The organism is Arthrobacter sp. TB 23 (assembly GCF_000294595.1).
Taxonomy (GTDB): Bacteria; Actinomycetota; Actinomycetes; order Actinomycetales; family Micrococcaceae; genus Arthrobacter_D.
Map to the genome: position 1 here is coordinate 1 of NZ_ALPM01000105.1, position 25,134 is coordinate 25,134.

The 25,134-nt window shown below is 63.9% G+C and carries 22 protein-coding genes, 1 pseudogene and 2 riboswitches; of the genes and pseudogenes, 12 read left to right on the forward strand and 11 right to left on the reverse strand.

Annotated elements, in window-relative coordinates; translation table 11 throughout:
* The 3 genes from B384_RS19805 to B384_RS0114440 all read right to left on the reverse strand — a co-directional run.
* Positions 1–949 (reverse strand): DUF222 domain-containing protein (locus B384_RS19805; protein ID WP_019483813.1); only part of this gene is annotated, 949 nt, incomplete at its 3' end.
* 419 nt (positions 950–1,368) lie between these two features.
* A complete protein-coding gene (locus B384_RS0114435; RefSeq protein WP_019483814.1) occupies positions 1,369–2,217 on the reverse strand; it encodes an NAD-dependent epimerase/dehydratase family protein in 849 nt (282 codons plus the stop codon).
* Complete coding sequence (locus tag B384_RS0114440) at positions 2,214–3,218, reverse strand: aldo/keto reductase family protein (RefSeq protein WP_019483815.1); 1,005 nt, start codon at positions 3,216–3,218, stop codon at positions 2,214–2,216. Before B384_RS0114440 ends, B384_RS0114435 begins: the two co-directional genes overlap by 4 nt.
* Before the next feature lie 172 nt (positions 3,219–3,390).
* On the opposite strand from B384_RS0114440, the gene B384_RS0114445 reads away from it, so the two are divergent.
* Together B384_RS0114445 and B384_RS0114450 are read left to right on the forward strand one after the other, a co-directional pair.
* Entirely contained in the window at positions 3,391–4,464 is a 1,074-nt protein-coding gene (locus B384_RS0114445) for a lipid II:glycine glycyltransferase FemX (RefSeq protein ID WP_026041208.1), read from the forward strand.
* A 49-nt stretch (positions 4,465–4,513) separates the two neighbouring features.
* Positions 4,514–6,232, forward strand: coding sequence for a threonine/serine ThrE exporter family protein (locus B384_RS0114450; RefSeq protein WP_019483817.1), 1,719 nt, complete (start codon positions 4,514–4,516; stop codon positions 6,230–6,232).
* Position 6,233: 1 nt separating this feature from the next.
* On the opposite strand, the gene B384_RS0114455 is transcribed toward B384_RS0114450, so the two are convergent.
* The gene (locus B384_RS0114455; protein WP_019483818.1) at positions 6,234–6,998 is read right to left on the reverse strand and encodes a uracil-DNA glycosylase; all 765 of its coding nucleotides are present in this window, start codon (positions 6,996–6,998) and stop codon (positions 6,234–6,236) included.
* Between the two features lie 124 nt (positions 6,999–7,122).
* Here B384_RS0114455 and B384_RS0114460 point away from each other — a divergent pair, with 124 nt between their 5' ends.
* From B384_RS0114460 to groL, 3 genes are all read left to right on the forward strand, one after another.
* Positions 7,123–7,425, forward strand: a complete 303-nt coding sequence (locus B384_RS0114460) for a DUF3263 domain-containing protein (protein WP_050995015.1) — start codon at positions 7,123–7,125, stop codon at positions 7,423–7,425.
* 52 nt (positions 7,426–7,477) lie between these two features.
* On the forward strand, positions 7,478–8,134 hold the full coding sequence (locus tag B384_RS0114465; RefSeq protein WP_019483820.1) for a LytR C-terminal domain-containing protein: 657 nt from the start codon (positions 7,478–7,480) through the stop codon (positions 8,132–8,134).
* Between the two features lie 325 nt (positions 8,135–8,459).
* Entirely contained in the window at positions 8,460–10,097 is a 1,638-nt protein-coding gene (groL, locus tag B384_RS0114470) for a chaperonin GroEL (RefSeq protein WP_019483821.1), read from the forward strand.
* Positions 10,098–10,230: 133 nt separating this feature from the next.
* Here groL and B384_RS0114475 read toward each other — a convergent pair whose 3' ends face one another.
* From B384_RS0114475 to B384_RS0114500, 6 genes are all read right to left on the reverse strand, one after another.
* Positions 10,231–10,521, reverse strand: coding sequence for a WXG100 family type VII secretion target (locus B384_RS0114475; protein WP_019483822.1), 291 nt, complete (start codon positions 10,519–10,521; stop codon positions 10,231–10,233).
* A gap of 114 nt (positions 10,522–10,635) precedes the next feature.
* Positions 10,636–12,090: a sensor histidine kinase gene (locus B384_RS0114480; RefSeq protein ID WP_024477368.1), complete on the reverse strand. Its 1,455-nt coding sequence runs from the start codon at positions 12,088–12,090 to the stop codon at positions 10,636–10,638.
* Between the two features lie 12 nt (positions 12,091–12,102).
* Complete coding sequence (locus B384_RS0114485) at positions 12,103–12,813, reverse strand: response regulator transcription factor (RefSeq protein ID WP_019483824.1); 711 nt, start codon at positions 12,811–12,813, stop codon at positions 12,103–12,105.
* Positions 12,814–12,876: 63 nt separating this feature from the next.
* Positions 12,877–14,520 carry a DNA repair helicase XPB gene (locus B384_RS0114490; protein WP_019483825.1) on the reverse strand — a complete coding sequence of 548 codons (1,644 nt, stop codon included), beginning with the start codon at positions 14,518–14,520 and terminating at the stop codon, positions 12,877–12,879.
* Entirely contained in the window at positions 14,513–16,963 is a 2,451-nt protein-coding gene (locus B384_RS19095) for a helicase-associated domain-containing protein (RefSeq protein ID WP_019483826.1), read from the reverse strand. The genes B384_RS0114490 and B384_RS19095 overlap by 8 nt, the downstream gene beginning before the upstream one ends.
* Before the next feature lie 75 nt (positions 16,964–17,038).
* Positions 17,039–17,302 (reverse strand): hypothetical protein, encoded by a 264-nt coding sequence (locus tag B384_RS0114500; RefSeq protein WP_019483827.1) that lies wholly within the window; start codon positions 17,300–17,302, stop codon positions 17,039–17,041.
* Between the two features lie 187 nt (positions 17,303–17,489).
* Between B384_RS0114500 and B384_RS0114505 the strand changes: the two genes are divergently transcribed.
* The 3 genes and pseudogenes from B384_RS0114505 to B384_RS19105 all read left to right on the forward strand — a co-directional run bounded on the left by B384_RS0114505 (position 17,490) and on the right by B384_RS19105 (position 19,673).
* Positions 17,490–17,873 (forward strand): cold-shock protein, encoded by a 384-nt coding sequence (locus B384_RS0114505; RefSeq protein WP_019483828.1) that lies wholly within the window; start codon positions 17,490–17,492, stop codon positions 17,871–17,873.
* Between the two features lie 8 nt (positions 17,874–17,881).
* On the forward strand, positions 17,882–18,343 hold the full coding sequence (locus tag B384_RS19810) for a DUF3027 domain-containing protein (RefSeq protein ID WP_019483829.1): 462 nt from the start codon (positions 17,882–17,884) through the stop codon (positions 18,341–18,343).
* A gap of 48 nt (positions 18,344–18,391) precedes the next feature.
* Positions 18,392–19,673: pseudogene (locus B384_RS19105) on the forward strand (MFS transporter).
* A gap of 48 nt (positions 19,674–19,721) precedes the next feature.
* On the opposite strand, the gene serC reads toward B384_RS19105, so the two are convergent.
* Positions 19,722–20,849, reverse strand: a complete 1,128-nt coding sequence (gene serC / locus B384_RS0114520; protein WP_019483830.1) for a phosphoserine transaminase — start codon at positions 20,847–20,849, stop codon at positions 19,722–19,724.
* 248 nt (positions 20,850–21,097) lie between these two features.
* On the opposite strand from serC, the gene B384_RS0114525 reads away from it, so the two are divergent.
* From B384_RS0114525 to B384_RS0114540, 4 genes are all read left to right on the forward strand, one after another.
* Positions 21,098–21,805 (forward strand): metal-dependent transcriptional regulator, encoded by a 708-nt coding sequence (locus B384_RS0114525; protein WP_019483831.1) that lies wholly within the window; start codon positions 21,098–21,100, stop codon positions 21,803–21,805.
* A gap of 138 nt (positions 21,806–21,943) precedes the next feature.
* A riboswitch (cyclic di-AMP (ydaO/yuaA leader) is annotated at positions 21,944–22,117 on the forward strand.
* Between the two features lie 134 nt (positions 22,118–22,251).
* Positions 22,252–22,920 (forward strand): M23 family metallopeptidase, encoded by a 669-nt coding sequence (locus tag B384_RS0114530; protein WP_019483832.1) that lies wholly within the window; start codon positions 22,252–22,254, stop codon positions 22,918–22,920.
* A 125-nt stretch (positions 22,921–23,045) separates the two neighbouring features.
* Positions 23,046–23,209, forward strand: a riboswitch (cyclic di-AMP (ydaO/yuaA leader).
* A gap of 5 nt (positions 23,210–23,214) precedes the next feature.
* Positions 23,215–24,048 carry an NlpC/P60 family protein gene (locus B384_RS0114535; protein ID WP_019483833.1) on the forward strand — a complete coding sequence of 278 codons (834 nt, stop codon included), beginning with the start codon at positions 23,215–23,217 and terminating at the stop codon, positions 24,046–24,048.
* A gap of 29 nt (positions 24,049–24,077) precedes the next feature.
* On the forward strand, positions 24,078–24,941 hold the full coding sequence (locus B384_RS0114540; RefSeq protein ID WP_019483834.1) for an NlpC/P60 family protein: 864 nt from the start codon (positions 24,078–24,080) through the stop codon (positions 24,939–24,941).
* Positions 24,942–25,134: the final 193 nt, after the last annotated feature.

The window sequence follows — 25,134 nt, forward strand, 5'->3', positions numbered from 1 at the left end:
CAGCAGCGGGGTCGGGTGCTTCATGCATGTGTCCGGTGGGTCCGGCGCTGGTGAGGACATCCACCAGAACATCGGCCCTGAGCTGGGTGAGAGTCCTGGCCTCGTCGGGGCCCTGCAAGGCCCGGGCTGCGGTATCGACCCGGTGGAAGATCCCGGCCGCGTGTTCGGTGGGTAGGTACGCGGCGAGCCAGGCCATCCCGTCGTGGGCGCCGTTCAGGACCACCTCGCGTTCCCGGAGAGCTTTCCGGTGCCGGCTACTGATGGGTTCGGGGTGAAGTTTTTCGCGTAACCGGTGGGCCTGGCGGCAGAACTTCGCCACCGTGGTCTGACCGGCCAACGCGATCAGCCTGGTTTCATAGGCGGCGGCCAGAGCGGGGTCGGTGTCGGGCATGTCTGTGGCCTCTTCGACAACAGCCCAGGCATGGCGGCGTGAGAGTCTGCCGTCCTCTAACGCGTTCAACGTGGCCGGGTAGTGGCGGGTCAGCAGGGTGCTGTGTTCGACCAGGAACCCGGCGGTCCGCTCCGGCAGGTGCAACGTGGCGCCGATCTCGGCTGCGGCCAGGGTTTTCTCGAACCCGAACGCCCCGCGGCCGCAACGGGTTTGCTCGGTTTGCAGGTCCAGGATCCGGGTGACCAGTTTCGCTTCCTGGGCATCGAGCCATGACCGCGCCTCGGCGACGTCATTCAACGCATCTACCACCTGGGCAGAGTCAAGGCCGGCCGGGGCGGCGAGCCCGAGCTGGCCGGTCAGGGCGGGAGGTTCGTCGCTGGAGCGCACCCGCTCGCCGGGCACGAAGGCCATTCCCCAAAAATCCGATGCCTCATCATCCGAATCGGTCGAACCCGCAGCCTCAGCCTCCGACTCCGGCGGTTCAACAGCGAAAGTTTCAACAGTGGAGGTTTCAACAGGGTGAGGTTCAACAGAGGGTGCTGTCCACACCGCGTCCACACCTAGCGGTCCCTCCGGACCATATCCAGCAGAAGCCCCGGCGTGAGTTCCAGCGGAAGACCCAGCAGAAGCGCCGGCGGGAGTTCCCGCAGTAGACCCCGTGGCCGTGTTCGCGGGCCCGCTGGTCGAGGCGGAATCCGCGCCGGATTCGGGAGGGATTCCCGATCCGGGAGCAGAAGCTGCACTGCTTTTCATACCCCAATTCCATCATCGAGCACCGACAGTATGAGGGGAAAATAGGGGTCCCGGAAAAAACTTTTTCGAAGTTTTTTTGCAGGCTGATTCTTCGCGGCCAGCGTGATGTGTCGAGGTCATAGGGGCCAAGGCTATGCAGGTGAGGCGGGCCCCTCGTAGGTTCCGAAACCCTGAACTCATGAAAAAGCCGCCCGGCGTCGCTGGGCGGCTTTTCACGGGTTCAGCTAGCCGACGTGATCCCGCCAACTGTGCTGAGGATCGAAGCCGAGCACGCTGCGGGCATGATCAATGGACAGCAACGTCTCGTGCTCGCCCACGTCCTTGACCACCTCGACGTCCGGGAACACCTCGGCAGCGAGTGATGCGCTGGAGCGGCTCATCACCGTGTCAGCTGCGGCGATGATGAACGTGTCGAAGCCCGGCCCTGCGTTTTCCAACGCCCGTTGCACGGCCTGCGCGCCGTCGCGACCGTCAATGTACCCCCAGAGATTCCACTTCCGAGCCATAGCGTCGGCATCGAAAGAAGGGAACTTCGCATAATCCTCGGGGTCCATGACGTTCGAGAACCGCAGCGCTGTAATGCTCAACTCGGGATCCCACCGCGTCAGCTGGATCGCCATCTGCTCTTCTAGGTGTTTGACCAGCGAGTAGGTGCTTTCCGGCCGTGCGGTGTACTTCTCGTCGACGGGGATGTAGGGCGGGTCCTCGTCGAAGGGTAGCCCCAGTACGGTCTCGCTGGACGCGTACACAACCTTCTTGATTCCAGCCCGGCGGCAGGCCTGGAACACGTTGTAGGTGGCCGGCATGTTGTTGTGGAAGGTCGCAGCATCTGCGTAGATGCCGGGAGCGGGAATGGCCGCCAGATGAACGACGGCGTCGAAGCCGGTATGTTGATCGTCGACACCCATGAAGGCATCAATGACGTGTCCGTAGTTGGTCAGGTCGATCTTCACGAAGCCAGGACCACGTTCCCCCTGCACGTCCATACCAATAACCTCATGCCCCGCGGCTCTCAGAACCGAGGTGACCGTGCGGCCCAATTTGCCGGTGGCACCGGTTACCGCGAGCCTCATACGGGCCGCTGCTCAGGCGAAACAGTTTTCGCCGGTTCGGTCTCCGCCATCGAACCAACCGCATCGTCAATCTTGGCCATTACAGCAGCGTCGAGGGTCACTCCCGATGCCACAGCATTTGACTTGACCTGCTCAGGCTTCGACGCGCCGATGATCGCTGCAGCAACGTTCTTGTTTTGCAGCACCCAGGCGATAGCCAGTTGTGCCATGGTGAGCCCAACCTCATCGGCGATCGGCTGGAGCTTCTGCACTCCGGTGAGTGTCTCGTCGGACATCCACCGCTCGATCATGTTCGAGCCACCCTTGTCATCGGCGGCCCGCGATCCTTCCTCGGGGGTGCCACCTGGCTGGTACTTGCCGGTCAACACGCCCTGCGCCACCGGTGACCAGACAATCTGGGACAACCCCAGCTCCTCGGACACGGGAACCACTTCCTCCTCAATGACCCGCCACAGCATCGAATACTGAGGCTGGTTGGAGATCAGCTGGAAGCCGAGTTCCTTGGCCAGCGCATGCCCGGCGCGGATCTGGCGCGCATCCCATTCGCTGACACCGATGTACAGGGCCTTGCCCTGGCGAACGATGTCCGCGAACGCCTGCATCGTCTCTTCCAGCGGCGTCTGGTAGTCGTAACGGTGCGCCTGGTACAAGTCCACATAGTCGGTCTGCAGGCGCTCCAGCGAACCGTTGATTGACTCCATGATGTGCTTACGGGAGAGCCCGACGTCGTTTGGCCCCTTCGGCCCGGTGGGCCCCCACACCTTGGTGAAGATCTCCAGGGACTGGCGCCGCTCGCCCTTCAGGGCTTCGCCGAGCACCGTTTCGGCGGCGGTGTTGGCGTACACATCTGCCGTGTCGAAACTGGTGATGCCCACATCCAGGGCCGCGCGCACACACTGGGTGGCGACGTCGTTCTCCACCTGCGAGCCGTGGGTCAACCAGTTGCCGTAGGTGATTTCCGAGATCTTGAATCCACTGTTTCCGAGGTATCGATAGTCCATACATTCGATGCTAGGGCACCACTCGAGAAATGAGGTGGATCACACTGCAGTGTCGTTGCCTAAGGTGACGATTTGCGGCGCGGTGGCCAGACAGTAGCGAAGCTGACCGAGGCAAACAGGGCCAACCGGTACACTGAATTGTCTTTGTTTCACCACCACTGATTGAGGGATTTTGGTTAAGTTCACCGCGCGTCTAGCCACGGCCGAGGAGCGGGACAACTGGGACGCGTTGGTGACGTCGAACCCTAACGGGGGAAACATGCTCCAGTCGGCATCCTTCGCCGATGTGAAGTCTCAGCACGGCTGGACTCCCCGGTTCCTGGTCTTTGAAAGCGCCGAGTACACCACCTACAACCTGGTGATCGAAAAGCGGCTGCCTCTGCTGGGCGCCCTCTGGTATCTCATCAAGGGCCCTGACGTTGCCGATCCTGCCCATGTGCCGGCGGTGCTTGACGCTTGCCGGGAACTGGTCCGTACCGGGCGTCACAACGTGTTCGCAGTGAAGGTGGAGCCCGACATCCCTGCCGACCACGACGTCGACCGGCTGTTTCTCAACGCGGGCCTGATCAAAACGTTCGATCTGCAGCCCAACGACCACACTGCGATCCTGGACACTACCCCCGAGCCGAACCAACTGCTGCGCAACCTGCATTCGCGCGGCCGCAACGCTGTACGTCGTGCCAGCCGTGAAGGCGTCGAAGTGCGCCGGATGGAACCCACTGACGAAAACTTTCGCCAGATGTACCAGCTGATGGCCCACATCGAGGATCGATCGGCCGCCAAGCTCCGCTCGTACCAGTACTACAGCCGGTTTTGGCGGAACTTCGCCGACGCCGGCCAGGGCCGCCTGTACTTCGTCTACGAAGATGGCAAACCCGCCGTTGGCGCGTTCGTCATCAACTACGGGCTCAAAGGCACTTACAAGGACGGCGGATCCAAGCCCAAACGATCCCAGTATGGTGACTCCCATTTGGTGCAGTGGCAGGCGATCACTGACCTCAAGGAAGAGTTCGGGATAGTTGAATACGATTTCTGCGGCACTCCGCCCAGCGACCGGCTCAAGGACCCCACCCATCAGCACCATGGGTTGGGTCTGTTCAAGACCAGCTTCACCAAGACTGTGACGGACTTCGTCGGCTGTTATGACCTACCGCTCAGCGCGTGGAAGTATCGACTCTGGAACGTGATCGGCGAGAAGGTCGCTCGACAAATCTACTGGCGCCGACACCAGCAACCGTTCTACTAAACAAACACTCCCGCTCCCTGCGGGCGCACCGGATGAAGGGGTGAATTCCATGGGAGAGAAGACCGAGGCCGACGACGGCCGCAACCCCAACACCAACCCTGCGCCGGTAGCCGAACAGCTGCCGATCGTTCCCACCGCGGGGACCCCGGCCAGCGTTGCCCAGCCCGCAGCACGTCCGGTTCATTCGCTGCCCGGCACCCCTGGGGGCCCGGGATACGCAGGCCGCTCCGGATCGGCCGGCAAGCCTGGCAGGTCTTCCGGAGCCAAGCCCAAGTCCCGCCCACGTCCGGCAAATAACAAGCCGGATCGCAGGACCTACTCGACGCCCACCGATGCGCTGCCGACCACGCCCCGTTCGGTGCGCCCCGACCGCTCGAATGCCGCAGCCAGGAAGGTACTCCGCCGACTGGTGCAGGGGGAGACTCCGCCCACCCAGGCGATGAGCATCGTTGAACGGCTGGCTGGCAGCCCCTATGCGAATCCCACCATCCAGGTTTCCGGGCCGGACATCAACGCGCGAAGAACCCTCGATTTCGCGCTGAGCCTGGCCGAAACGATGTTCCGGTACGGCGCCGGCGCCCTTGAGGTCGAAACCAGCATCATCGCGGTCACCGCAGCCTTTGGGCTGGACAACATCGAAGTGGACATCACCAACCAGTCGGTCATCCTGAACTATTCGGCCAAGGACCAGACCCCAGTCACCGTGCTGCGGGTGGTTCGTTCCTGGACCAATAACTACGCCGGCCTGCTGAAGGTGCATCAGTTGGTGACCGACGTCGTCAACGGCGGAACCTCGCGGATCGAAGCTGCGGCTCGGCTCGACGAGATCACCCACAAGCCGAAACCCTTTCCCCGGTGGATGGTGACGGCTGCCTTCGGTGTCTTCGGGGCTGCCATCGTGAGTTTCATTGGTGGCGGACCGTTGGAGTCGCTGATCAGCTTTGCCAGCTGCATCGGCGTCGACCTCCTCTTGCGTCAGTTGGGGAAGTGGCGGGTTCCTGAGTTCTTCTCGGTAGCTACAGCCTCGGGTATGGTCACGATCATCGCGATGTTTTTCTGGTGGCTCGATATCGGCATTGCGCCGTCGTTCGTGGTGGTGGGCGGAATCCTGCTACTGCTGCCGACTGGCCGGCTCGTCTCCGCAACCCAGGACGCGATCAACGGATTCCCGGTCACCGCGGCGGGCAGGTATCTATCAGCGTTCCTCGTGTTTGCCGCGATCATCTCCGGGATCGCCGTCGCGTTGGTCGTTGGCGCACTGGTGGGGGTGCCAGAGCTGGCGCTGACGACCGAAGGGTCAATGTATCCGCTGCCGGTGGCGGCAGCCCTGGTGCTGATCGCCGTCGCCATGATCGGAGTCGCAGAACAGACCGACATGAAACTCCTGCTCCCCACGGCCCTGATCGGTGTCACCGGTTTCCTGCTGTACTCGCTGGTGGTCAGCCTGGGCGTGGGCTACCGCCTAGCCCCGGCGATTGCCGCAGTGCTGATCGGGATGCTCGCGAGAATGGTGGCGTTGCGGATGGGCGCGCCCCAGTTGGTCGTGGCAGTTCCGGCGGTCATGTTCCTCTACCCGGGCCTGATGGTGTTCAGGTCGATGTACGGCTTGACGATCGAAACCGAGCTGATTGGGGCTGGCACCAACAGCCTGTTCAATGCGTTGACGATCATTCTTGCCATTGCCGGCGGCGTGGTGCTGGGTGACAACCTCGCCCGTCCGCTGACCAAGGGAGTCAGTAGTAACGAACGCCGGAACCGGCGCCGGTAAGTCAGCGCAACTGCCAGTCCACCGGTTCGGCGCCCTGCTCCGCCAGGAACTTGTTGACCCGGGTGAAGGGCCGGCTGCCGAAGAACCCTCGCGACGCCGACAGCGGGCTCGGGTGCACTGACTCGATCACCGGAGTGCTGCCGAGCAGCGGCTTGATCTGCTGGGCGTCCCTGCCCCACAGCACCGCAACCAGAGGTAGGTTTCTGGCCACCAGGGCTTCCACCGCTGCATCGGTCACTACGTCCCAGCCCAGTCTGCGGTGTGACGCCGCGCCGCCGGCCCGCACCGTCAGGACCCGGTTCAGCAGCAACACTCCCTGCTCGGCCCACCCCGACAGGTCGCCGTGCGCAGGAACCGACGTGCCGGTGTCGGCAGCGAGTTCCCGATAGATATTGGCGAGGCTCCGTGGAAGCGGCCGGGTGCTTCCCGCTACCGAGAAGGACAGCCCGACGGCGTGCCCCGGCGTCGGGTACGGGTCCTGACCCAGGATCAACACCTTGACCTGATCCATCGGGTAACTGAACGCCCGGAGGATGTGCTCGGCTGGCGGCAGGATCTCGTGTCCGCCGTCGACTTCCGTGCGGAGCCGATCGGCGAGCAGGTGCAGTTGCGGCTCGATCGGCGCCAGCGCAGCAGCCCAGGACGGATGGACGACGTCGGCCACCGGAACGGGGGCGGCGAACGGGAATTCCGAGCCGTCCAGAATCGGGGACGCCGTGGGGGAGGGGGCTGGCTCAGGGAAGAGGGCGCTCTGGTATTCGGACACCCTCCCATCCTTGTGCCCGAGCCCGCCAAATGACAACCGTGTTATTCCCAATTACCATGAAGGTCAACGGCAGCGTTCCACTAAGCTGCCTTCAACTAAGGGGCGATAGGCAGTGACTGATGCGGTGCGCGCTGACAGTGCGGTACACCCTGATCCGGAGGGTCACCGTCAGGCGTCTGTGCTGGGAGACCGCGAGCAGCAAATGCTCGCCCTTGAACGCCAGTGGTGGAAGTACTCAGGGGCCAAGGAACAAGCCATCCGCGAACTGTTCGACCTGTCGGCTACCCACTACTACCAAATCCTCAACGCCATGATCGACACCGAGGCAGCATTGGCTCACGATCCGATGCTGGTCAAGCGACTGCGTAGACTACGTACATCGCGTCAGCGCGCGCGCTCAGCCCGCCGCCTCGGCGCTGACATCTGAACGCTCCCGGCGAACCCTTTACAGCGCCAAAACCCAAGGATGACGCATAACTATGAGCCAGTACCCCCGGGACGAGTTCGACAAGATCCCTGAATCCGCATCGCGGCAGGGCGTTCACCGGGAAAGACTGGTTCCTCCGCGGTCCAGTGGGCTGGCGTTGAAAATCCTGGTTGGGGTACTCGCGCTCGCCGTCGGGCTGGCCGCCTACTTTATTCTTCCCCGTCTTGGCATTGGCCAGACGGAGTCATCCGCCAGCCAGACCACCACCGCGCCGGTCTCCGAGACCACCTCGAACGCGTCGCCTGCCCCGGCCGACGACGACGCTTCCGAGCCCGAGCCGACCCCGTCCAATCCGGCGACCCAAGCCCCAACGGGGGCTCCCGCTGATGAGCCCACCGAGGCTGAACCCACTCCCAGCGAGGAACCGGCAGCGATCGACCGGGCCCAGGCAGTAAACGTCTACAACTCAACGGGCATCGGCGGATTGGCCAGTTCGGCAGCCGGCCGGGTCACGGCTGGTGGCTGGACTGTGGGCCAGATCGCAGACTGGGGTGGAGCGCCGCCCCAGACCTCAGTGATCTTCTACAACAACGCCTCCCAGCTGGCGGCGGCACAGGAAGTAGCTGGCATCCTCGGCATCCCAACCCTGGTCGAAACCACCGAAGTGTCTTCGAGCATCACAGTGGTTGTCGGCCCCGGATTCCAATAGGCATTGAGTAGGAAGCACGGTTCCGCGACGCACGAGTGGTCCGTGGTGCCATTTATGACTCAGTGGTGTACGGCGTCACCCGTGCCCAGTGGGAGGGTCTTCACTTGCACTCAGGCAGCCAGAGTGCTAATTATTGAGTTAGCACTCTAAGCCGCTGACTGCTAATTGTTGGCGGGGTTGGATGTGACAAGCACACCACTGTGGTGAGGGTCGTGGCGGGACGTAAAGAGATCGTCCTGCTGATACCCGTCCGTCGCGGGCACCGCAGCCGGTGAGCATAAGTTTGCTGATAAGCAGTACTGTCCCCGAAAGGACCTAAGCCACTATGGCCAAGATCATTTCTTTTGATGAAGAGGCACGCCGCGGCCTTGAGCGCGGACTCAACATCCTCGCCGACGCCGTCAAGGTAACGCTGGGCCCACGTGGCCGCAACGTCGTCCTGGAAAAGAAGTGGGGCGCCCCCACGATCACCAACGATGGTGTATCCATCGCCAAGGAGATCGAACTGGACGACCCGTTCGAAAAGATCGGCGCAGAGCTGGTTAAGGAAGTCGCCAAAAAGACTGACGACGTCGCCGGCGACGGTACCACCACCGCCACCGTCCTTGCACAGGCACTGGTCAAGGAAGGCCTGCGGAACGTTGCTGCTGGCGCCGATCCACTGAGCCTGAAGCGCGGCATCGAGAAGGCTGTTGAAGCCGTCACACGCGAGCTGCTGGCTTCCGCCAAGGAAATCGAAACCAAGGAAGAGATCGCTGCAACGGCTTCCATCTCTGCTGGTGACCAGCAAATCGGCGATCTGATCGCTGAAGCGCTGGACAAGGTCGGCAAAGAAGGCGTTATCACCGTTGAAGAATCCAACACCTTCGGCCTTGAGCTCGAGCTCACCGAGGGCATGCGGTTCGACAAGGGCTACATCTCCGGCTACTTCGTTACCGACGCAGAGCGCCAGGAAACGGTACTTGAAGATCCGTACATCCTGATCGTCAACTCCAAGATCTCCAACGTCAAGGACCTCGTAGCGGTTCTTGAGAAGGTCATGCAGTCAGGCAAGCCCCTGCTGATCATCGCCGAAGACATCGAAGGCGAAGCGCTGGCTACCCTGGTGGTCAACAAGATCCGTGGCACGTTCAAGTCGGTAGCCGTCAAGGCTCCAGGTTTCGGTGACCGCCGCAAGGCCCAGCTGGCTGACATCGCCATCCTCACCGGTGGCCAGGTTATCGCCGAAGAAGTTGGCCTCAAGCTTGAGAACGCCACCCTCGACCTCCTGGGTAGCGCACGCAAGGTTGTTGTCACCAAGGACGAGACCACCATCGTCGAAGGTGCAGGCAACGCCGAAGAGATCGCCGGACGCGTCAGCCAGATCCGCGCCGAGATCGAGAACTCCGACTCCGACTACGACCGCGAGAAGCTGCAGGAACGTCTAGCCAAGCTGGCCGGCGGCGTTGCAGTCATCAAGGCCGGAGCTGCAACCGAGGTTGAGCTCAAGGAGCGCAAGCACCGCATTGAGGACGCAGTCCGCAACGCCAAGGCAGCAGTCGAAGAGGGAATCGTCGCCGGTGGCGGCGTTGCTCTCATCCAGGCCGGCGCCAAGGCTTTCGCATCACTGCAGCTCGAAGGCGACGAGGCAACCGGCGCGAACATAGTTCGCGTTGCCATCGACGCTCCTCTGAAGCAGATCGCCTTCAACGCCGGCCTTGAGCCAGGCGTCGTTGTCGACAAGGTCCGCGGACTGCCTGCAGGCCACGGCCTGAACGCAGCAACCGGCGTGTACGAAGACCTGCTGGCAGCCGGAGTCAACGACCCCGTAAAGGTCACCCGCTCTGCACTGCAGAACGCGGCATCCATCGCTGGTCTGTTCCTCACCACCGAAGCCGTAGTAGCTGACAAGCCTGAAAAGGCTCCAGCCGGCGGCGGCGGCGGCGACGAAATGGGCGGCATGGGCGGTATGGGCGGCTTCTAGTCCCCACCGGCGAGGTGTCACCACCTCGCCTTGCTGAATCTGGAAGGACGGTACCCTCACGGGGTGCCGTCCTTCCGGCGTTAACCGGGAAGCTCGGCCTGCCGGTCACCGTGGGCAGGAGGGTAGTCCAGGCTCAGTACAGGAACATCCGCGCATTGCTCAGTTCGGCGTCGGCGTATTGCTGGGTGGCCACCGTCAGGGCATGATTGATCTCCGCCAACGACTCCTCTACCCGGGCCTGGGTGGCACGCCATTGAGCCACAGCCTGCTGGAAATTCGCGGCGGCCTGCCCCTTCCACAGCATCTCCAGTTCCAGCAGGCCCGCCTGCATCGTATTCACCTCGGACTGCAGCCGGCCGATGGTTCCCTGCACTTCGCTGCCCTTTGCAGCGAGTGCATCTGTGTCGACCTGAAAGTTTGCCATGTGCTTCCTCCTCATTGACGGCCACTCCCGGACCATTGCTGGTTAGCTTCGACCCTAGGCCGGACGCTCAGGGGTTCCGGGAGGGAAAGCCGGAAAAGTGGGCAGCGCCCATGCCTAAAAGGCTGTGGAGGAGGAGTCATCCGATTCGAGGGCGCTATACCGCAGCCGGATGGACAGGGTGGCTCCGCCGCCGGAGGTCTCCTCCAACCGCACAGAGCCGTCATGCTGGGCCACCAGGGCAGCAACAATCGCCAGCCCCAGGCCGGTGCCGCCGGTCTCGCGGTAGCGGGATGAGTCGGCGCGGTAGAACCGCTCGAAAACCCGCGCCGCGTCTTCCTCGGAGATACCCGGGCCGTGGTCCCTGACCTCGATCACCGAGTCCATCCGACCGTGGATCACCGGCGCCACACCAATCGCGACTTCGATCGGGGTGCCATCGGGGGTGTACCGCAAAGCATTGGTCATGAGGTTGGCCACGACCTGACGGAGCCTGGCCTCGTCCCCAACGGTTGGTGCCGAATGCGCAGGACCGCCGTCCAGACCAATGACGGTGATTTCACGATCAGGGGCAATCGCACGGGCATCGAGCGCTGCATCGTTGCCGAGAATGACCAGGTCCAGTGGTTCGGATTCCAGCGGGCGCTGTTCGTCGATCCTGGCGAGCGTCAGCAGGTCCTCAACCAGCTCACCCATCCGCTTGGCTTCACTTTCGATCCGGCCCATCGCCGCCCGCACGTCGTCGTCGTTCTGCAGCGCTCCGTGCCGGTACAGTTCCGAGAACCCTCTGATAGTTACGAGCGGGGTGCGCAGTTCGTGGGACGCGTCAGCGACGAAACGACGCATCTTGCGTTCGGATTCCGTTCGGGCCGAGAACGCTGTCTCGATATGGGCGAGCATGGCGTTGAGTGAACGCGACAACCTCCCCACCTCAGTGGCCGGCCGTTCCACCTCGACGCGTCGGGAAAGGTCGCCGGCGGCGATCGCCGCAGCAGTCCGTTCCACCCGACCCAGTGGCCTGAACTGACGGGTCACGGCAACGAAGGCGATACCGCTGGCCACCATCGTCGCCCCGAGGCCGACGAAGAAGATGATCTGCCCGGCCTCCTCCAGTGATTTGTTGACCGTAGCCAGGCTCGAAGCAATGGCCACGCTGCCCTGGCCGTTGCTCAGTGCATAGAGCTTCACCCGCCAGCCAGGGCTGCCGGGAGCGCTCCCTGGCACCGTAAAGCCCTTCTGCTCCCGGGCGGACACTTCCTCGACCGGAATTTCGGGGATGACCGGAAAGTCCGCCGATTCCTCGGACAGGGTTCCCCTGAGCTTCTGGCCGTCCACGTCCCTGAGCTCGCCGTAGAACCGTAGCAAGGTTCCATCGGTGGCACCGTCGGGAAGGATGTTTTGCGCCACGGCGTCGGCGTTGGCCCGGATATCCAGATCCATTTGCTCAATCAGGCTGCCGCGCAGCATCGAGACCGTGACAATGCCGGTAATCGCAACAGTGACCACCATGAGCAGAGTCATGGTGGCCACCAGTTGGGTGCGCAGCGATGCGGCTTTCCACCGATCAATCACGTGGGCCGGCACCTACCGCTTGTCAGAGGTACGCAGCAGATAGCCGACGCCCCTCTTGGTCTGGATCAGGGCCACCGCGTCAGGGTTCTTGTCGATCTTGCGCCGCAGATAGGAGATGTAGGACTCGACAATCGAGGCATCCCCGTTGAAGTCGTACTCCCACACATGATCGAGGATCTGGGCCTTTGAGAGCACCCGGTTAGGGTTCATCATCAGGTAGCGCAGCAGCTTGAACTCGGTGGGGGAGAGATCGATGACCTCACCCGCCCGGCGTACCTCGTGGGCGTCGTCGTCGAGCTCCAGATCGTCCACGCGGATCACGGCGTCGTCATCGTCCATGGGCTGGGTGCGGCGGAGGACGGCACGGATCCGGGCCACCACCTCATCGAGGCTGAACGGTTTGGTGACGTAATCGTCGCCGCCCACGGTCAGCCCGGTGACCTTATCGTCGGTGTCGTCTCGAGCGGTGAGAAACACAACGGGGAAGTGCCGTCCGGCGGCACGAAGCCGGCGGGTCACTGTGAAACCATCCATGTCCGGCAACATGACATCGAGTACTGCCAGGTCGGGGTTATGGGTCTCGGCAGCGGCCAGCGCTTCGCGGCCGTTGGCGGCAGCGACGACGTCGAAACCCGCGAAACGCAGGGAGGTGGAGAGGAGCTCACGAATGTTTGGCTCGTCATCCACTACGAGGAGTTTTGCTTCAGGTCCAGTCTTTTTCACAGTTCCCAGTATCCTCCCAGACACTGGGAGTTGTCTGGATAGTGCGTGAAAGCTTCCCGTATGTCAGCCCTGAGGAATGTCCGCGGCGTCCATGATCCGGTAGGCATAGCCCTGCTCGGCCAGGAACCGTTGCCGTTTTGCGGCGAAGTCCTGGTCAATCGTGTCCCGCGCGACCACGGTGTAGAACCTTGCGGCCCGACCATCGGCCTTGGGGCGCAGCAGGCGACCCAGTCGTTGAGCTTCCTCCTGCCGGGATCCAAAGGACCCGGACACCTGGATGGCGACCGAGGCCTCGGGGAGGTCGATGGAAAAGTTGGCTACCTTCGACACCACAAGAGTGTGGATTTCCCCGTTGCGGAACTCGCCAAACAGCCGCTGCCGTTCCTTCACGGAAGTGTCCCCCTTGATCACCGGGGCATTCAGGCGCTCGCCGAGCTCGTCCAACTGGTCGATGTACTGGCCGATCACCAGCAGCTGCTCGCCCTGGTGCGAGGCGACCAGCTTTTCGACCACGCCGCTCTTGGTCTCCGACGTGGCGCACAGGCGGTACTTGTCGCCGTCCTCGGCCATCGCGTAGGCAACCCGCTCGTCGCGCGGCAGATCCACTCGCACCTCCACACAGTCGGCCGGCGCGATGTAGCCCTGCGCCTCGATGTCCTTCCAGGGGGCGTCATAGCGTTTGGGGCCGATGAGGGAGAACACTTCGCCCTCCCGGCCATCCTCCCTGACCAGGGTCGCGGTCAGGCCGAGTCGGCGTCGTGCCTGCAGATCGGCTGTAATGCGGAAGATTGGGGCAGGCAACAGGTGCACCTCGTCATAGACGATCAGCCCCCAGTCATTCGCGTCGAGGAGTTCGAGGTGCGGGTAGAGGCCACCCCGCCGCAACGTCAGCACCTGATAGGTGGCTATGGTGACCGGCCGAATCTCCTTGACCGCGCCCGAGTACTCACCGATCTCGTCCTCGGTCAGGGACGTGCGCTTCAGCAGCTCATCCTTCCACTGGCGGGCGGAGACGGTGTTGGTGACCAGGATCAACGTGGTGGTCTGGGAGGTCGCCATCGCTGCAGCGCCCACCAGGGTTTTGCCCGCACCGCAGGGGAGTACGACGACGCCCGAGCCGCCCGACCAGAAGTTTTCCATGGCCAGCTTCTGATAGGGGCGCAGCGTCCACCCGTCCTCGAGCAGGGCGATGGGGTGGGGTTTGCCATCCACATAGCCGGCAAAGTCCTCCGCCGGCCAGCCCAGCTTCAGAAGCAACTGTTTGAGCTGACCGCGCTGGGAGGAGTGCACCACCACCGTTTCTCCGTCGATACGCGGGCCCAGCAGGGGCTGGATCTTCTTGGCGTGCAGCACCTCTTCAAGGACCGGGTAGTCGTTGGTGCGCAGGACCAGCCCATGCTGGTCGTCCTTCTCAAGGCGGAGCCGTCCGTACCGAGACATGGTCTCTTCGATGTCCACCAGCAGCGCGTGGGGTACCGGGAACCGTGAGTATTTCAGCAGGGTGTCGAGGACATGCTCGGCGTCGAGCCCTGCCGCACGGGCATTCCACAGCCCGAGCGGAGTCAGCCGATAGCTGTGGACGTGTTCAGGGGCGCGTTCCAGCTCAGCGAACGCCGCGATCGCGTGCCGTGCTTCGGTGGATTGTTCGTGGTCCACCTCAAGCAGGATGGTTTTGTCGCTTTGGACGATCAGCGGGCCGTCAGGCATCAGTTACTGCCCCTTCATCGATGGAAAGTAGTTCAACGTCCATGATCCGGTGGATCGAGACGACTTTTTCGACCTCGTTGGCCGGGTCAATGACCCGGACCCTGCCGCCGGATACAGATAGTGGAACAAGGACCTGCCGGGTGGAATTCCCTTGGCTGTCGGCGAACCCGAGCCGGACCGGGCGTCGCAGCCGGATTGCCTTGCGGAGGGTCTCGAGCCCCAGCAGGGTGTCACTCTCAGTGGTCGACATTCCGTCCGCAGGTGCCACCCCGGCACCGCGAAGCACTGCCACCTGGTTGGCGATGTCCTCCGATGAGAGGGTCCAGGGGTTCAGCGTCACCCGCGACGACGCCGCCGTCACGCTTCCCGGCCCGCCTGCGGGGCCGGACCGTCCGGGACTGGATGGCACAGCCAAGCCCTCGAGGGCGGGGGCGTACCCCAGGTCACGCAGGACCGCCGCGAGCTCTGGCCCGGACGCCTGGGAAATCACGACTGTCGGCGCGAGCTGCACCAGGCCAAGTGCTGCGGCCCGGGGATCGGTCAGGAGGGCTGAAAGCGCCGCATCATCGTCGCTGCGAACATAGCTGCTGGCCCTGCCCACCCGGAGACGGCCGTACCTCGACGCGGTGTCGTCGACCAAATACTTCAACGGCTGTGGAACGTCGGTGGCCGAATGGCGTGCCAGGAACGACAGAATCGTCGAGGCATCCTGGCCGTCGTCGAACGCGCGGCGCAGCGACTCCGCCGAGAACCGGTAGATGCTGGCCGGCCCCTGGCCCTCGGGGGTGGAGAGGAGGGCCAGTTCGGTGGCGACCTCGGGCTCGAGATATCCGGGGGCAACAGCGGTCAGGTCTGCCTGCAACATGAAGTGCCGCAGCGGGGCGGGCAGGGCGCCGCGCAGGACGGCGGCGGCGTCGTCGTGCCTGCTGGCTGCGGTCAGGGAGCCTAGCTCAGTCAATGCGCCGGACCCCATCAGGCCAAGGCGGGACGCCTCCGTGAGCATGCCCGGAACCAGCCGGGCAAAGCGCCGCTGCAGGCGCGGCTGGCTCCACGTAAGCCACTCGACGACGTCGCGGGTCTGCAATACGGCCGACATGGCGCCGTCAATTGGGTGCCCGCTGGCGTCGTCGCTGAGGGCAGCCAGCGCCGCCAGCATCCGGGACCGGATGTGGGGGGCGTCGGGTCGGCCGGCCTCGGCCGCCAAAGCGTTCACCGTGGCACCGGCGGTGAGCTGGGTTCCTACCAACGACGGCGCGCGTTGCGCATCCAGCCACGTGGTCGCCAGACGGTGCCACTGCTCCACCCGGTCCTGCGCCAGCCAGAGAGTGCCTGGTTCAATGCGCCAACGGGAGGTGTCGACGTCGAGTACCAGCAGGCCGGCGAGGGCCGCGAGCTCCACCAGCCAGGCAGCCTGCTCGGTGTCGACCCGCAGGGCATCGGCGAGCCGCCGGATTTCCCGGACGCCCACCCCGCCGGACCGCAACGTGGTGATCGGGAAAACCTCGACGGCTGCGACGAGATCGGTGACCAGACGGAGGGTTTCGGCGACCGCGCTGTGCGCGGCGTTATCCCGCAGACTGTTCCGGATGGTTCGAAGCTCGGGAACCGGGGGGTCACAGCGCAGCTGCTCGATGATGGAATGACCACGCGCTGCCCGTCCCACGGCGCGGGGGAGCTCAACATGGCTCGCATCCAGGCGGGCGAGGAGCCCGTGGGTGAGTAACCACTGAATCGGTGAACCCGGGTCCTCAGCGCTCACCGGGGAGGCACCGACCGCCGAGACACTGAATTTGCCGAGCAGGTCCCTGGTGCGTTCGGGTGCCAGGGACAGCAGGGCCTCCCAGCCAGCGGGAGTCGAAACGACGTCGTGGAGGACCTCGGCTGCGGCGTCGGCTGTGGTGGCCTCGCCGATCTCCAGCCCGAGCTTGCGGAGCCGGTCGACGCCGACGGGCAGCTGTTTGGCGTACCCGGGGAGAAGCCGGACCAGCTGGGTGATCTCCCGGCCCAGTCCGGCAGGGTAGGGGCCCAGGGCCTCGGCCAGGGAGGCAACGGGAAGGTAGAACCGGCGGTTCTGGTCAGCGGCCGAAGCCTCCGGCGGGGCCGGGGCGCGGCGGAGCAGAGCGAGCGCATGTAAATGGGCCAGGAATCCGTCCAGGATCTTCACGGTCGACCCCTTGATGTCCGACCGGAGCCAGGCCGCAGTGGTGCTTTGCCCGGTGTCACCATGAGTTGAAAGCTGCACGGCAGTGAGCACGTCCAGCTGGGGTTCGCTCAGGTTTTCCAGCGCCCGCTGGACGCTGACCCGGGTGGAAGCGCGGGCGGCGAGGGCGGCGAAATCGGGGACCGGTGGGAGAACGAGGTCCGGGCGCGCTGTGAGAAGGTCACGGAGCCGTGCGTCGCTGCGTGCAGCCAAATCGGTGGCCAGATCGCGGATAGCGGACATTATGACAACGTTACCCCGTTTGCCTGTGCTCGCCCCGCCCGATCACCCGGTGGGAGCCCGCGGCAGGAGCTGGAGTCAGGCCCGCCTGCGGGTCCGAAATCCCGAGATCACCATGAGGATCATGAGGATAAAGGCCACCGGAAGGCAGATGTAGGCTCCGGCAACAAAGCCTGGCCACACGGTGCCCTGGAAAAAGGCAGTGATCAGCACGGCAGTAAGCGAAAGCAAGCCGATGATCGCCAGGGCCACTGCTGTCACCATCAGGATCAGGCGCGGCAGGTTCCGCTCCGGAGTGCTGGATCCGTGGTCTGGAAGGGGGCGGGGTGAGGTATTTGCCATAACGCTAACAGCGTACAAGGTGTGCCCCTTTCATGAAGCACACTGGTAGAGAGGATATTCTGGAAGGCAGAGACTTTCCCGACGAGACGCTGGCCCCGCCGCAAGGACATGGGCACCAGATCCTTTTCCAAGGATCGGCACGGTCACAGCAGTGTCCGACGCAGCACCTACAGAACGAGGTAACGACGTGCCTATTGGCAAGGTCAAGTGGTTTGACGCTGAAAAGGGTTTTGGTTTCCTGGCTACCGACGACGGTCAGGAGGTCTTCCTTCATGCCTCGGCGCTGCCCGCAGGAGTGACCGAGGTGAAGGTGGGCACCAAACTGGAGTTCGGCGTCGCCGACGGCCGCAAGGGACTTCAGGCGCTCTCCGCCCGCATCCTCGAGGCGCCGGCCTCGGTTGCGAAGGCAACACGTAAAAGCGCCGATGATATGGCCGTGATCACCGAGGACCTCATCAAGTTGCTCGACGACGTCTCCAATGGGCTGCGCCGTGGCCGGTACCCCGACAAGTCGCACGCCGGCAAGGTCGCAGCGGTCCTCCGCGCGGTCGCGGACGATCTGGACGCGTAGGCCGAATCGTGGATTCAGACCTGGAAATCGTCGCTCATTCAGCGGACGTCGCTGACCCGGCGATCGCGGAGGCGGCCGACGACGCAGTGGTTCCGCCGAAACGTCGTGCACTCCGGAAGCCGTCCAAGCCCGACGCTCTATTGGCAGATGCTGTGGAATTCGCGCGAAACGGTGTGAACGAGATTGCCGAGCAGGGGCAGGTCGGCACCCATGTGGGCGCCTATCCCGACGCCGAACGGGTGGTGACCCACCGGTTCGAAGCCCACCTGCCCGGCTACGGCGGCTGGCACTGGTTTGCCACCCTGGCCCGGGTACCCCGCGGTAAGGAACCGACGATCTCCGAGGTTGGCCTGCTGCCGTCCGAGACGTCATTGCTGTCCCCACCCTGGATTCCCTGGGCCGAGCGGGTACGCCCCGAGGACTCCGCCAAGGACGAATCAGTTTCCCCTGACGCTGCTGGAGGAGAATAACCAGTTGACTCACGGTAGTTGCGGACGAGGCCGAGCGGAACTCACCTGATGGGGATGTTCCGCTCGCTGCATATCCATAACTACCGGGTCTGGTTTTTCGGAGCACTGGTCTCCAACATCGGCACCTGGATGCAACGCACCGCCCAGGACTGGCTGGTGTATGACATCCTCACCGATCAGGATGCAGCAGCCATGGGCATTGTCATGGCGCTCCAGCTCGGCCCCCAACTGCTCGTCGCCCCCTGGGCAGGTCTGATCGCAGACTCGGTGGACCGGCGGAAACTACTGATTATCACCCAGCTCTCGATGGCGGCACTCGGCGTCGGACTCGGGCTGATGGTGGTGCTCGGGGCGGCCGAACTCTGGCATGTGTACGCCTTTGCCCTCGCCCTCGGATTCGTTTCCGCGGTCGACGCGCCAGCACGGCAGACATTCGTCTCCGAATTGGTCAGGGACGACTATCTCCCCAACGCAGTCGCTTTGAATAGCGCCTCTTTCAACGGTGCGCGGATGGTTGGCCCAGCGGTGGCGGGTCTGCTCACCGTGGCGGTGGGCCCCGGCTGGGTATTTATGATCAACGCGCTCACGTTCGGCGCCATGATCTTTGTGCTGATGACCATCAGACGGTCCGAGTTGCGAGTCCTGGAGAAGTCTCCGCCGGGCAAGGGCCGGATTCGGGAGGGCTTCAGATATGTGCGTAACCGGCCCGACCTGATGATGGTGATGCTCGCGATCTTCATCGTCGGCACCTTTGGACTCAACTTTGCCGTCTACATCGCGGCGATGGCACGCACCGAGTTCAACAGTGGCGCCGGAGTGTTCGGCGTGCTGTCATCGGTGATGGCCGTCGGCTCGGTAGCGGGCGCTCTGCTCTCGGNCGGCCCGCCGCAGCAAACCGAGGCTCCGGTTCATTTACGGGGCGGCAGCAGCTTTCGGGGTCGCCTGTGCCGCAGCAGCGCTGGCCCCCACGGTCTGGCTGTTCGGTCTCACCCTGATCCCGGTGGGCCTGTTCGCGCTGACACTCATGACCAGTGCCAATGCGTACGTCCAGACCACCACCGAGCAGGTGATGCGCGGCAGGGTCATGGCGCTGTATTTCGCCATTTTCCTCGGCGGCACACCGCTCGGCGCACCAATCGTCGGCCTGGTCTCCAACACTTTTGGTCCACGGTGGAGCCTCGCCGTCGCCGCAGCGGCCGGCATCATTGCGGCGCTGGCTGGAATGATCTGGGCCTGGCGGGCCCACCATCTACGGCTTCGCTACGATCCGGCCCCACGGCGTCGGCTGCGGATTGAAACTGACTTCGGGAAACCTCTCACCGATCCCTAAGATCCCTGCCAGCCACAGGCTTTTGGGATCTTAGGGGGCGGCGGAGGGCTAGCGTCCGCCGATCACGAAGTCGATGCAGGCCAGCAGGGCTGAAATATCGTCCGGTTCAATCGAGACGAACGTCGCGATGCGCAGCTGGTTCCGGCCCAACTTCCGGTACGGCTCGACGTCGACAATGCCGTTGGCACGCAACACCTTCGCGAGTGACGCAGCGTCAACGGAGTCGTCGAAGTCGATGGTCGTAATGACATTGGAGCGGTCCTCGGCGCGCGTGACGAAGGGGGTGGCGACGTCGGACGCTTCCGCCCACTGGTAGACCCGCCCCGCGGACTCCGCGGTGCGGGCCGCAGCGAACTCGAGACCGCCGCTCTGGTTCAACCATTCGACCTGGGCGTTGAGAGTCACCAGGGTGGCCAGGGACGGGGTGTTGTAGGTCTGGTTGAGTAAAGAGTTGTCGATGGCCGTCTGGAGGTTCAGGAAATCAGGGATCCAACGGTCGGTCGCCGCGATCCGGGCTGCGCGCTCCAGCGCGGCCGGCGAGAACAGGCCAAGCCACAGGCCGCCGTCGGACGCGAAGTTTTTCTGGGGCGCGAAGTAGTAGACGTCGGACCCACTGACATCCACGTCCAGGCCGCCGGCGGCCGACGTCGCGTCGATGAGGACCAAGGCATCCGGTGCGGCGCCGTCGACCCGGTGCACCGGTGCTGCCACACCGGTGGAGGTCTCGTTCTGCGGCCAGGCGTAGACGTCCACGCCTGTTTCCGCTGCAGGGGTGGGGCGCGTCCCCGGGGCCGAGGTGATCACCGAGGACGCCTGGAGGAAGGGCGCCTTGTTGGTGGCGGAAGCGAACTTCGCCCCGAATTCCCCGAACGACAGGTGCTGGGCCTTGTCCTGCACCAGCCCGAAGGATGCAACATCCCAGAACGCTGTTGACCCACCAACGCCCAGCACCACCTCGTAGCCGGCCGGCGCGTTGAACAGCTGGCTCAGGCCTTCCCGGACCGAACCGACAAGGTTGCGCACCGGCGCCTGACGGTGGGACGTGCCAAGCAGGGTCCGTCCGGCCTGCGCGAGGGCCTCCATCTGCTCGTCGCGCACCTTCGACGGGCCGGCTCCGAAACGCCCGTCGGCGGGAAGGAGGCCAGCGGGGATCAATTGGTCCGGGGAAATGCTCATGGTCTCTCCAAGGGGGTAAGCGTGCGACACAAGACGGGATACATTCTGCCGCACTACCCGGCCCTGGCGGCATTTGTGAACATGCCCCGACCGGGCACCCGGTTGCCGCTGATTGCCGCGGCCTCTGGTAAATGGGTTAACCTTGGTGAGCGTAGAACTTGTGTTCGGCGCTGGCGATATGTGCCGCGCTCCCACCGCGAAAGCTGCCCGCTGTTCCATCCCGCACCAGTGCCTAGGAGCTGAACCGCATGACGGACCTCATCGATACCACTGAGATGTATCTGCGGACCATCCTGGAACTGGAGGAGGAAAACATTGTTGCCCTCCGCGCCCGGATCGCTGAACGGCTCCGCCATTCCGGTCCTACCGTCTCCCAGACCATCGGCCGGATGGAGCGCGACGGGCTGGTGATCGTCTCGGGCGATCGCCACCTCGAATTCACTGACCTTGGCCGCCGTCGCGCCATCGGGGTGATGCGCAAGCACCGCCTCGCCGAACGTCTCCTCTCCGACGTGATTGGCCTGGATTGGGCTTATGTCCACGAAGAGGCCTGCCGCTGGGAGCACGTGATGAGCGAGCGGGTTGAACAGCGGTTGTACGAGCTGCTGGGAAAGCCCACCGAGTCTCCATACGGCAACCCTATTCCGGGGCTTGAGGCCCTGGGCGGCCCGCCAACCCAGGGCTTCACCGACGGTGTCCGCAGCCTCCTGTCGGTGATCGGCGCCAATCCTCAGGGGTCAGTGATTACCCTTGTCCGGCTGGCCGAGCCCATTCAGGTGGACCCGGAACTGCTCTCCCAACTCGATGAGGGTGGGTTGCGGCCCGGAACGGTCATCGGCGTGCAGGCGGCCGGCGACTATGTGTCGGTCAGGGTCGAGGGTATCGAGGGCGCGCTGGAGCTCCCGCCGGAGGTCGCCGCACACGTGTTCGTGTCGGTCGCCGGGCCGGCTCTCTAACCCTCCACGGCACAATATTGCCGCAAGTTATCCACAGGAAAAGATAACGAACGTATCTCTTTTGCTTCTGGTCGTGGATGATGGAAAGCTGACGTTGATACATCAGCGTTATCCAAACCGCACGCCTAACCCTGTCAGCGGATTTGGATGCTGAGACCCGTGACAGGGGCGGAGGACCCATCAGACGGCGGCTGATAAGCCGCCTTGGGGTGAAGTCCGGACGCGGTGCTGCTTCGGCGGACCGGTCAGGGCCGAGTTTCTTCCCGAACTCGAATCCGACAGCTAACTTCGCAGGCATATACGAAAGGGACCCTTTGTCGAAGCACCATGCTTCGGGACGCCGCCGTGCCGGCGCCCCAGTACCTGCCGTGCGTCCTCGGGACGCGCAACGACTCGAACGACGACGACGAGCAACCCGGGTCAGGGGCGACTTTTCGCTCACCGGGATGAGCCAAAAATTCGCCATCGCCGCAGCCGCGTCCGGGCTGGTGCTGACCGTTACGCTACCCACCACCGCGGGGACGGCCCCGCAGGACGACAATGCGGCCGCCGTAGCCGTTGCGCCCACCGTGCAGGCGACTGTTGCGCCCCGGGAAATCAGCGTTCCCGACGCGGCGCTGGTCGACTTCAGCCGCACCGCATTGCAGAGCACCTTTGACGCAGACGCCAAGCTCAGCGAGATCATGACCGCTGCAGACTCAGCGGCTGTACCTGCAGCGGCCCGCGGCTCCCTGTCAGCTCCCATGGACAAGCTGATTGTCACGTCCCCGTTCGGTTACCGGGTCAGCCCGATTACCGGTTTGGGTGGGGAACTCCACTCAGGTCAGGACTTCAGCAGCTCGTGCGGCACTGAAGTGTTCGCGGCAGCGTCCGGCACTGTCACCTTTGCCAGCTGGCACCCCTATGGCGGTGGAAACCGCGTGGTCATCGATCACGGCAACGGGCTCGAATCCACGTACAACCATCTCTCGTCCAGCAGTGTCCAGGAGGGGCAGTCAGTGGACCGCGGTGAGGTTGTCGCCCAGAGCGGTAGTACCGGTGCATCCACCGGCTGCCACCTGCATTTTGAAGTGATGGTTGACGGTCAGGCCGTGGACCCCATGGGCTGGCTGTAACCAAGGACACACCGTTTCGTGACCGGAATGTGACATTGCGGTCAATCTCATGTACCGTCAATCTCGTGCCAAATTCTAATAGGTTTGGCACCCTCGAGCAGATCGCCTAGCTCTGCCACTGCCTGAGGTTCCGTTCGCACAATTCGCATGGCAGAGGCGGGGGAACCAATTAGTGGATTTCGCAAGAAATCCTTGGGGTTAAGTCGTCTGATTCCACTGGGAATCAGAGGGCCGGGTGACTCCCATCCGAATCCGACAGCTCACCTCGCAGGCAATTGGGAGAGGCAATCGAACGTGTCAACTAGCTCTTCTCTGGGCCGCCACAGGGCCGCCCGTACGCACACCAGCCCCCTGACAGCCATCTCAAGCGCCGTCTCCTCGAACGCTGGTTCCGTCGGCCGCCAGGCAGCAGTCATCGTCGCAGCGTCAGGGCTCGTCCTGACCGCCGGACTGCCAGCCCACGGGTTCGGTGAGTCCGAGCGTGTCGTTCAGCTCTCCACCCCCCTGATCTCGATTGCTGCTACGGCTGACGCCGTAAGCGCTCCCGCCACCGCCGAGATCACCTTCGAGCGTGCAGCCGTGTCGGCGACGCCCGCCGCCGTAGCTGCTCCAGTCGTCGAGGTGCAGGCCGACGTCATCGAGCCAATAACAGCCGCCGCTGAGCCGGTAGCCGAAATGGTGGCAGAGCCCGCCGTGCAGGAAGCAGCGCCAGTCGAGGCAGCGCCAGTTGAGGCGCCCGCAGCAGAAGCAGTAGTCGCACCAGCTGCGCCAGCCCAGACGCCCGCAGCCGAAAAGCCAGCCCCCAAGGCTGCCCCTTCCGGTAACATCGCCGCTGGTCTGGTCGGATCCGCCTACTCCCAGATCGGTGTCGGGCAGGACTGCACCGCCATGGTTGAGAAGGCACTTCGCTCCGTCGGCAAGTCCGTTGGCGACATTGCGCCTGGCGATTTCTTCGCCTTCGGATCAGTTGTTGGCTCTCCAGCGGCGGGCGACCTGGTAATCACCGCCGGCCACGTAGCCATCTACGTCGGAAACGGCCAAGTCATCAGCGGTGGCCTGAACGGCATGAACACCGACCTCCATTCCCTTTCCGACCTCCCCGGCGCTAGCTTCGTCCGCGTTAGCTAAGACCACACCGAACCCTGGAGAACGCAAAAATGACAACTCGCACAGCTATTGCACGTCACCGTGCCGATAAGCGCCACAACACCAACTTCTCGGCTCTGGCCAAAGCAGTAACCGAGAACGCTGGCGGCATGGGCCGTCAGGCAGCTGTAATCGCCGCAGCATCAGGCCTTGTCCTGACCGGTGGGGTATCGGCCAACGCTGCTGAGCTCTCCCTCGAATCAGCCGAACGGACCACCCTGACCTCCGCGCTGGAGATCCAGGCCGCTCCAGCCGCCGTCGAAGCTCCCGCAGACGCCGACATTGCGTTCAACCGCACCCCGGTCAAAGCCGTAGCAGCCCCAGCAGTCGTCGAAGCCCCAGCAGTCACTGTTCAGGCTGAGACCGTTGTGGAGATCGAAGAGGCTCCGGCCGTGGCCCCGGCCGCTGAGCCCGAAACCGTAGAGCCGGTTACCGTAACACCTGCAGTGAACGTCGAGCCGGAAGCGCCCGTCCGGACCACTCCAGCACAGGCCGCTCCGGCAGCCGAGGCCCCCGTCGCGCAGAAAGCCCCAGCCGCATCCTCAGGGAAGGCAGCAACAATCGCGGCCGCAGCACAGGCTCAGCTGGGAGTCACCCAGGACTGCACCCGTCTGGTGAGCAACGCCCTGGCAGCAGCAGGGATCAACTTCCACGGCTGGCCAGCCGGGTACCTGTCCCTCGGACGCACGGTCAGCGCCGGCGAAGCCATCCCAGGTGACCTCATCTACTACACAGATGGCGGAGCCGGAGTGGCCCACATCGCTGTGTACATCGGTGGCGGCCAGGCAGTCCACGGTGGGTTCAACGGCAACCAGACTGTGGTCGCTCCAGCCGACCTTGGTTCGGGCCCAGTCTTCATCCGCGTCGGCGGCTAGGAACACCCCGCATGACGACAAAAGACCCGGAGGAATTTCCTCCGGGTCTTTTTGTGCGTCTGGCAGCCGCCCGGACTGTCAAGGCGATCGGTCCGCGACGACACGCGTGGACCAGCTCCATCAAAATTAGCTAACCGAGCGTCAGCCGAACTACCCTTACTCAAAAGGAGTCAGGATTTCGGCCTGCGACCCC

Coding starts and splice junctions, on each gene's coding strand:
- B384_RS0114500 (WP_019483827.1), bottom strand. CDS start 17,302: ATGGCAAATACCTCACCCCGCCCCCTTCCAGACCACGGATCCAGCACT.
- B384_RS0114475 (WP_019483822.1), bottom strand. CDS start 10,521: ATGGCAAACTTTCAGGTCGACACAGATGCACTCGCTGCAAAGGGCAGC.
- B384_RS0114540 (WP_019483834.1), top strand. CDS start 24,078: ATGACAACTCGCACAGCTATTGCACGTCACCGTGCCGATAAGCGCCAC.
- B384_RS0114440 (WP_019483815.1), bottom strand. CDS start 3,218: ATGGACTATCGATACCTCGGAAACAGTGGATTCAAGATCTCGGAAATC.
- B384_RS0114435 (WP_019483814.1), bottom strand. CDS start 2,217: ATGAGGCTCGCGGTAACCGGTGCCACCGGCAAATTGGGCCGCACGGTC.
- B384_RS19095 (WP_019483826.1), bottom strand. CDS start 16,963: ATGTCCGCTATCCGCGATCTGGCCACCGATTTGGCTGCACGCAGCGAC.
- B384_RS0114490 (WP_019483825.1), bottom strand. CDS start 14,520: ATGCCTGACGGCCCGCTGATCGTCCAAAGCGACAAAACCATCCTGCTT.
- B384_RS0114450 (WP_019483817.1), top strand. CDS start 4,514: ATGGGAGAGAAGACCGAGGCCGACGACGGCCGCAACCCCAACACCAAC.
- groL (WP_019483821.1), top strand. CDS start 8,460: ATGGCCAAGATCATTTCTTTTGATGAAGAGGCACGCCGCGGCCTTGAG.
- B384_RS0114465 (WP_019483820.1), top strand. CDS start 7,478: ATGAGCCAGTACCCCCGGGACGAGTTCGACAAGATCCCTGAATCCGCA.
- B384_RS0114525 (WP_019483831.1), top strand. CDS start 21,098: ATGACGGACCTCATCGATACCACTGAGATGTATCTGCGGACCATCCTG.
- B384_RS0114530 (WP_019483832.1), top strand. CDS start 22,252: ATGAGCCAAAAATTCGCCATCGCCGCAGCCGCGTCCGGGCTGGTGCTG.
- serC (WP_019483830.1), bottom strand. CDS start 20,849: ATGAGCATTTCCCCGGACCAATTGATCCCCGCTGGCCTCCTTCCCGCC.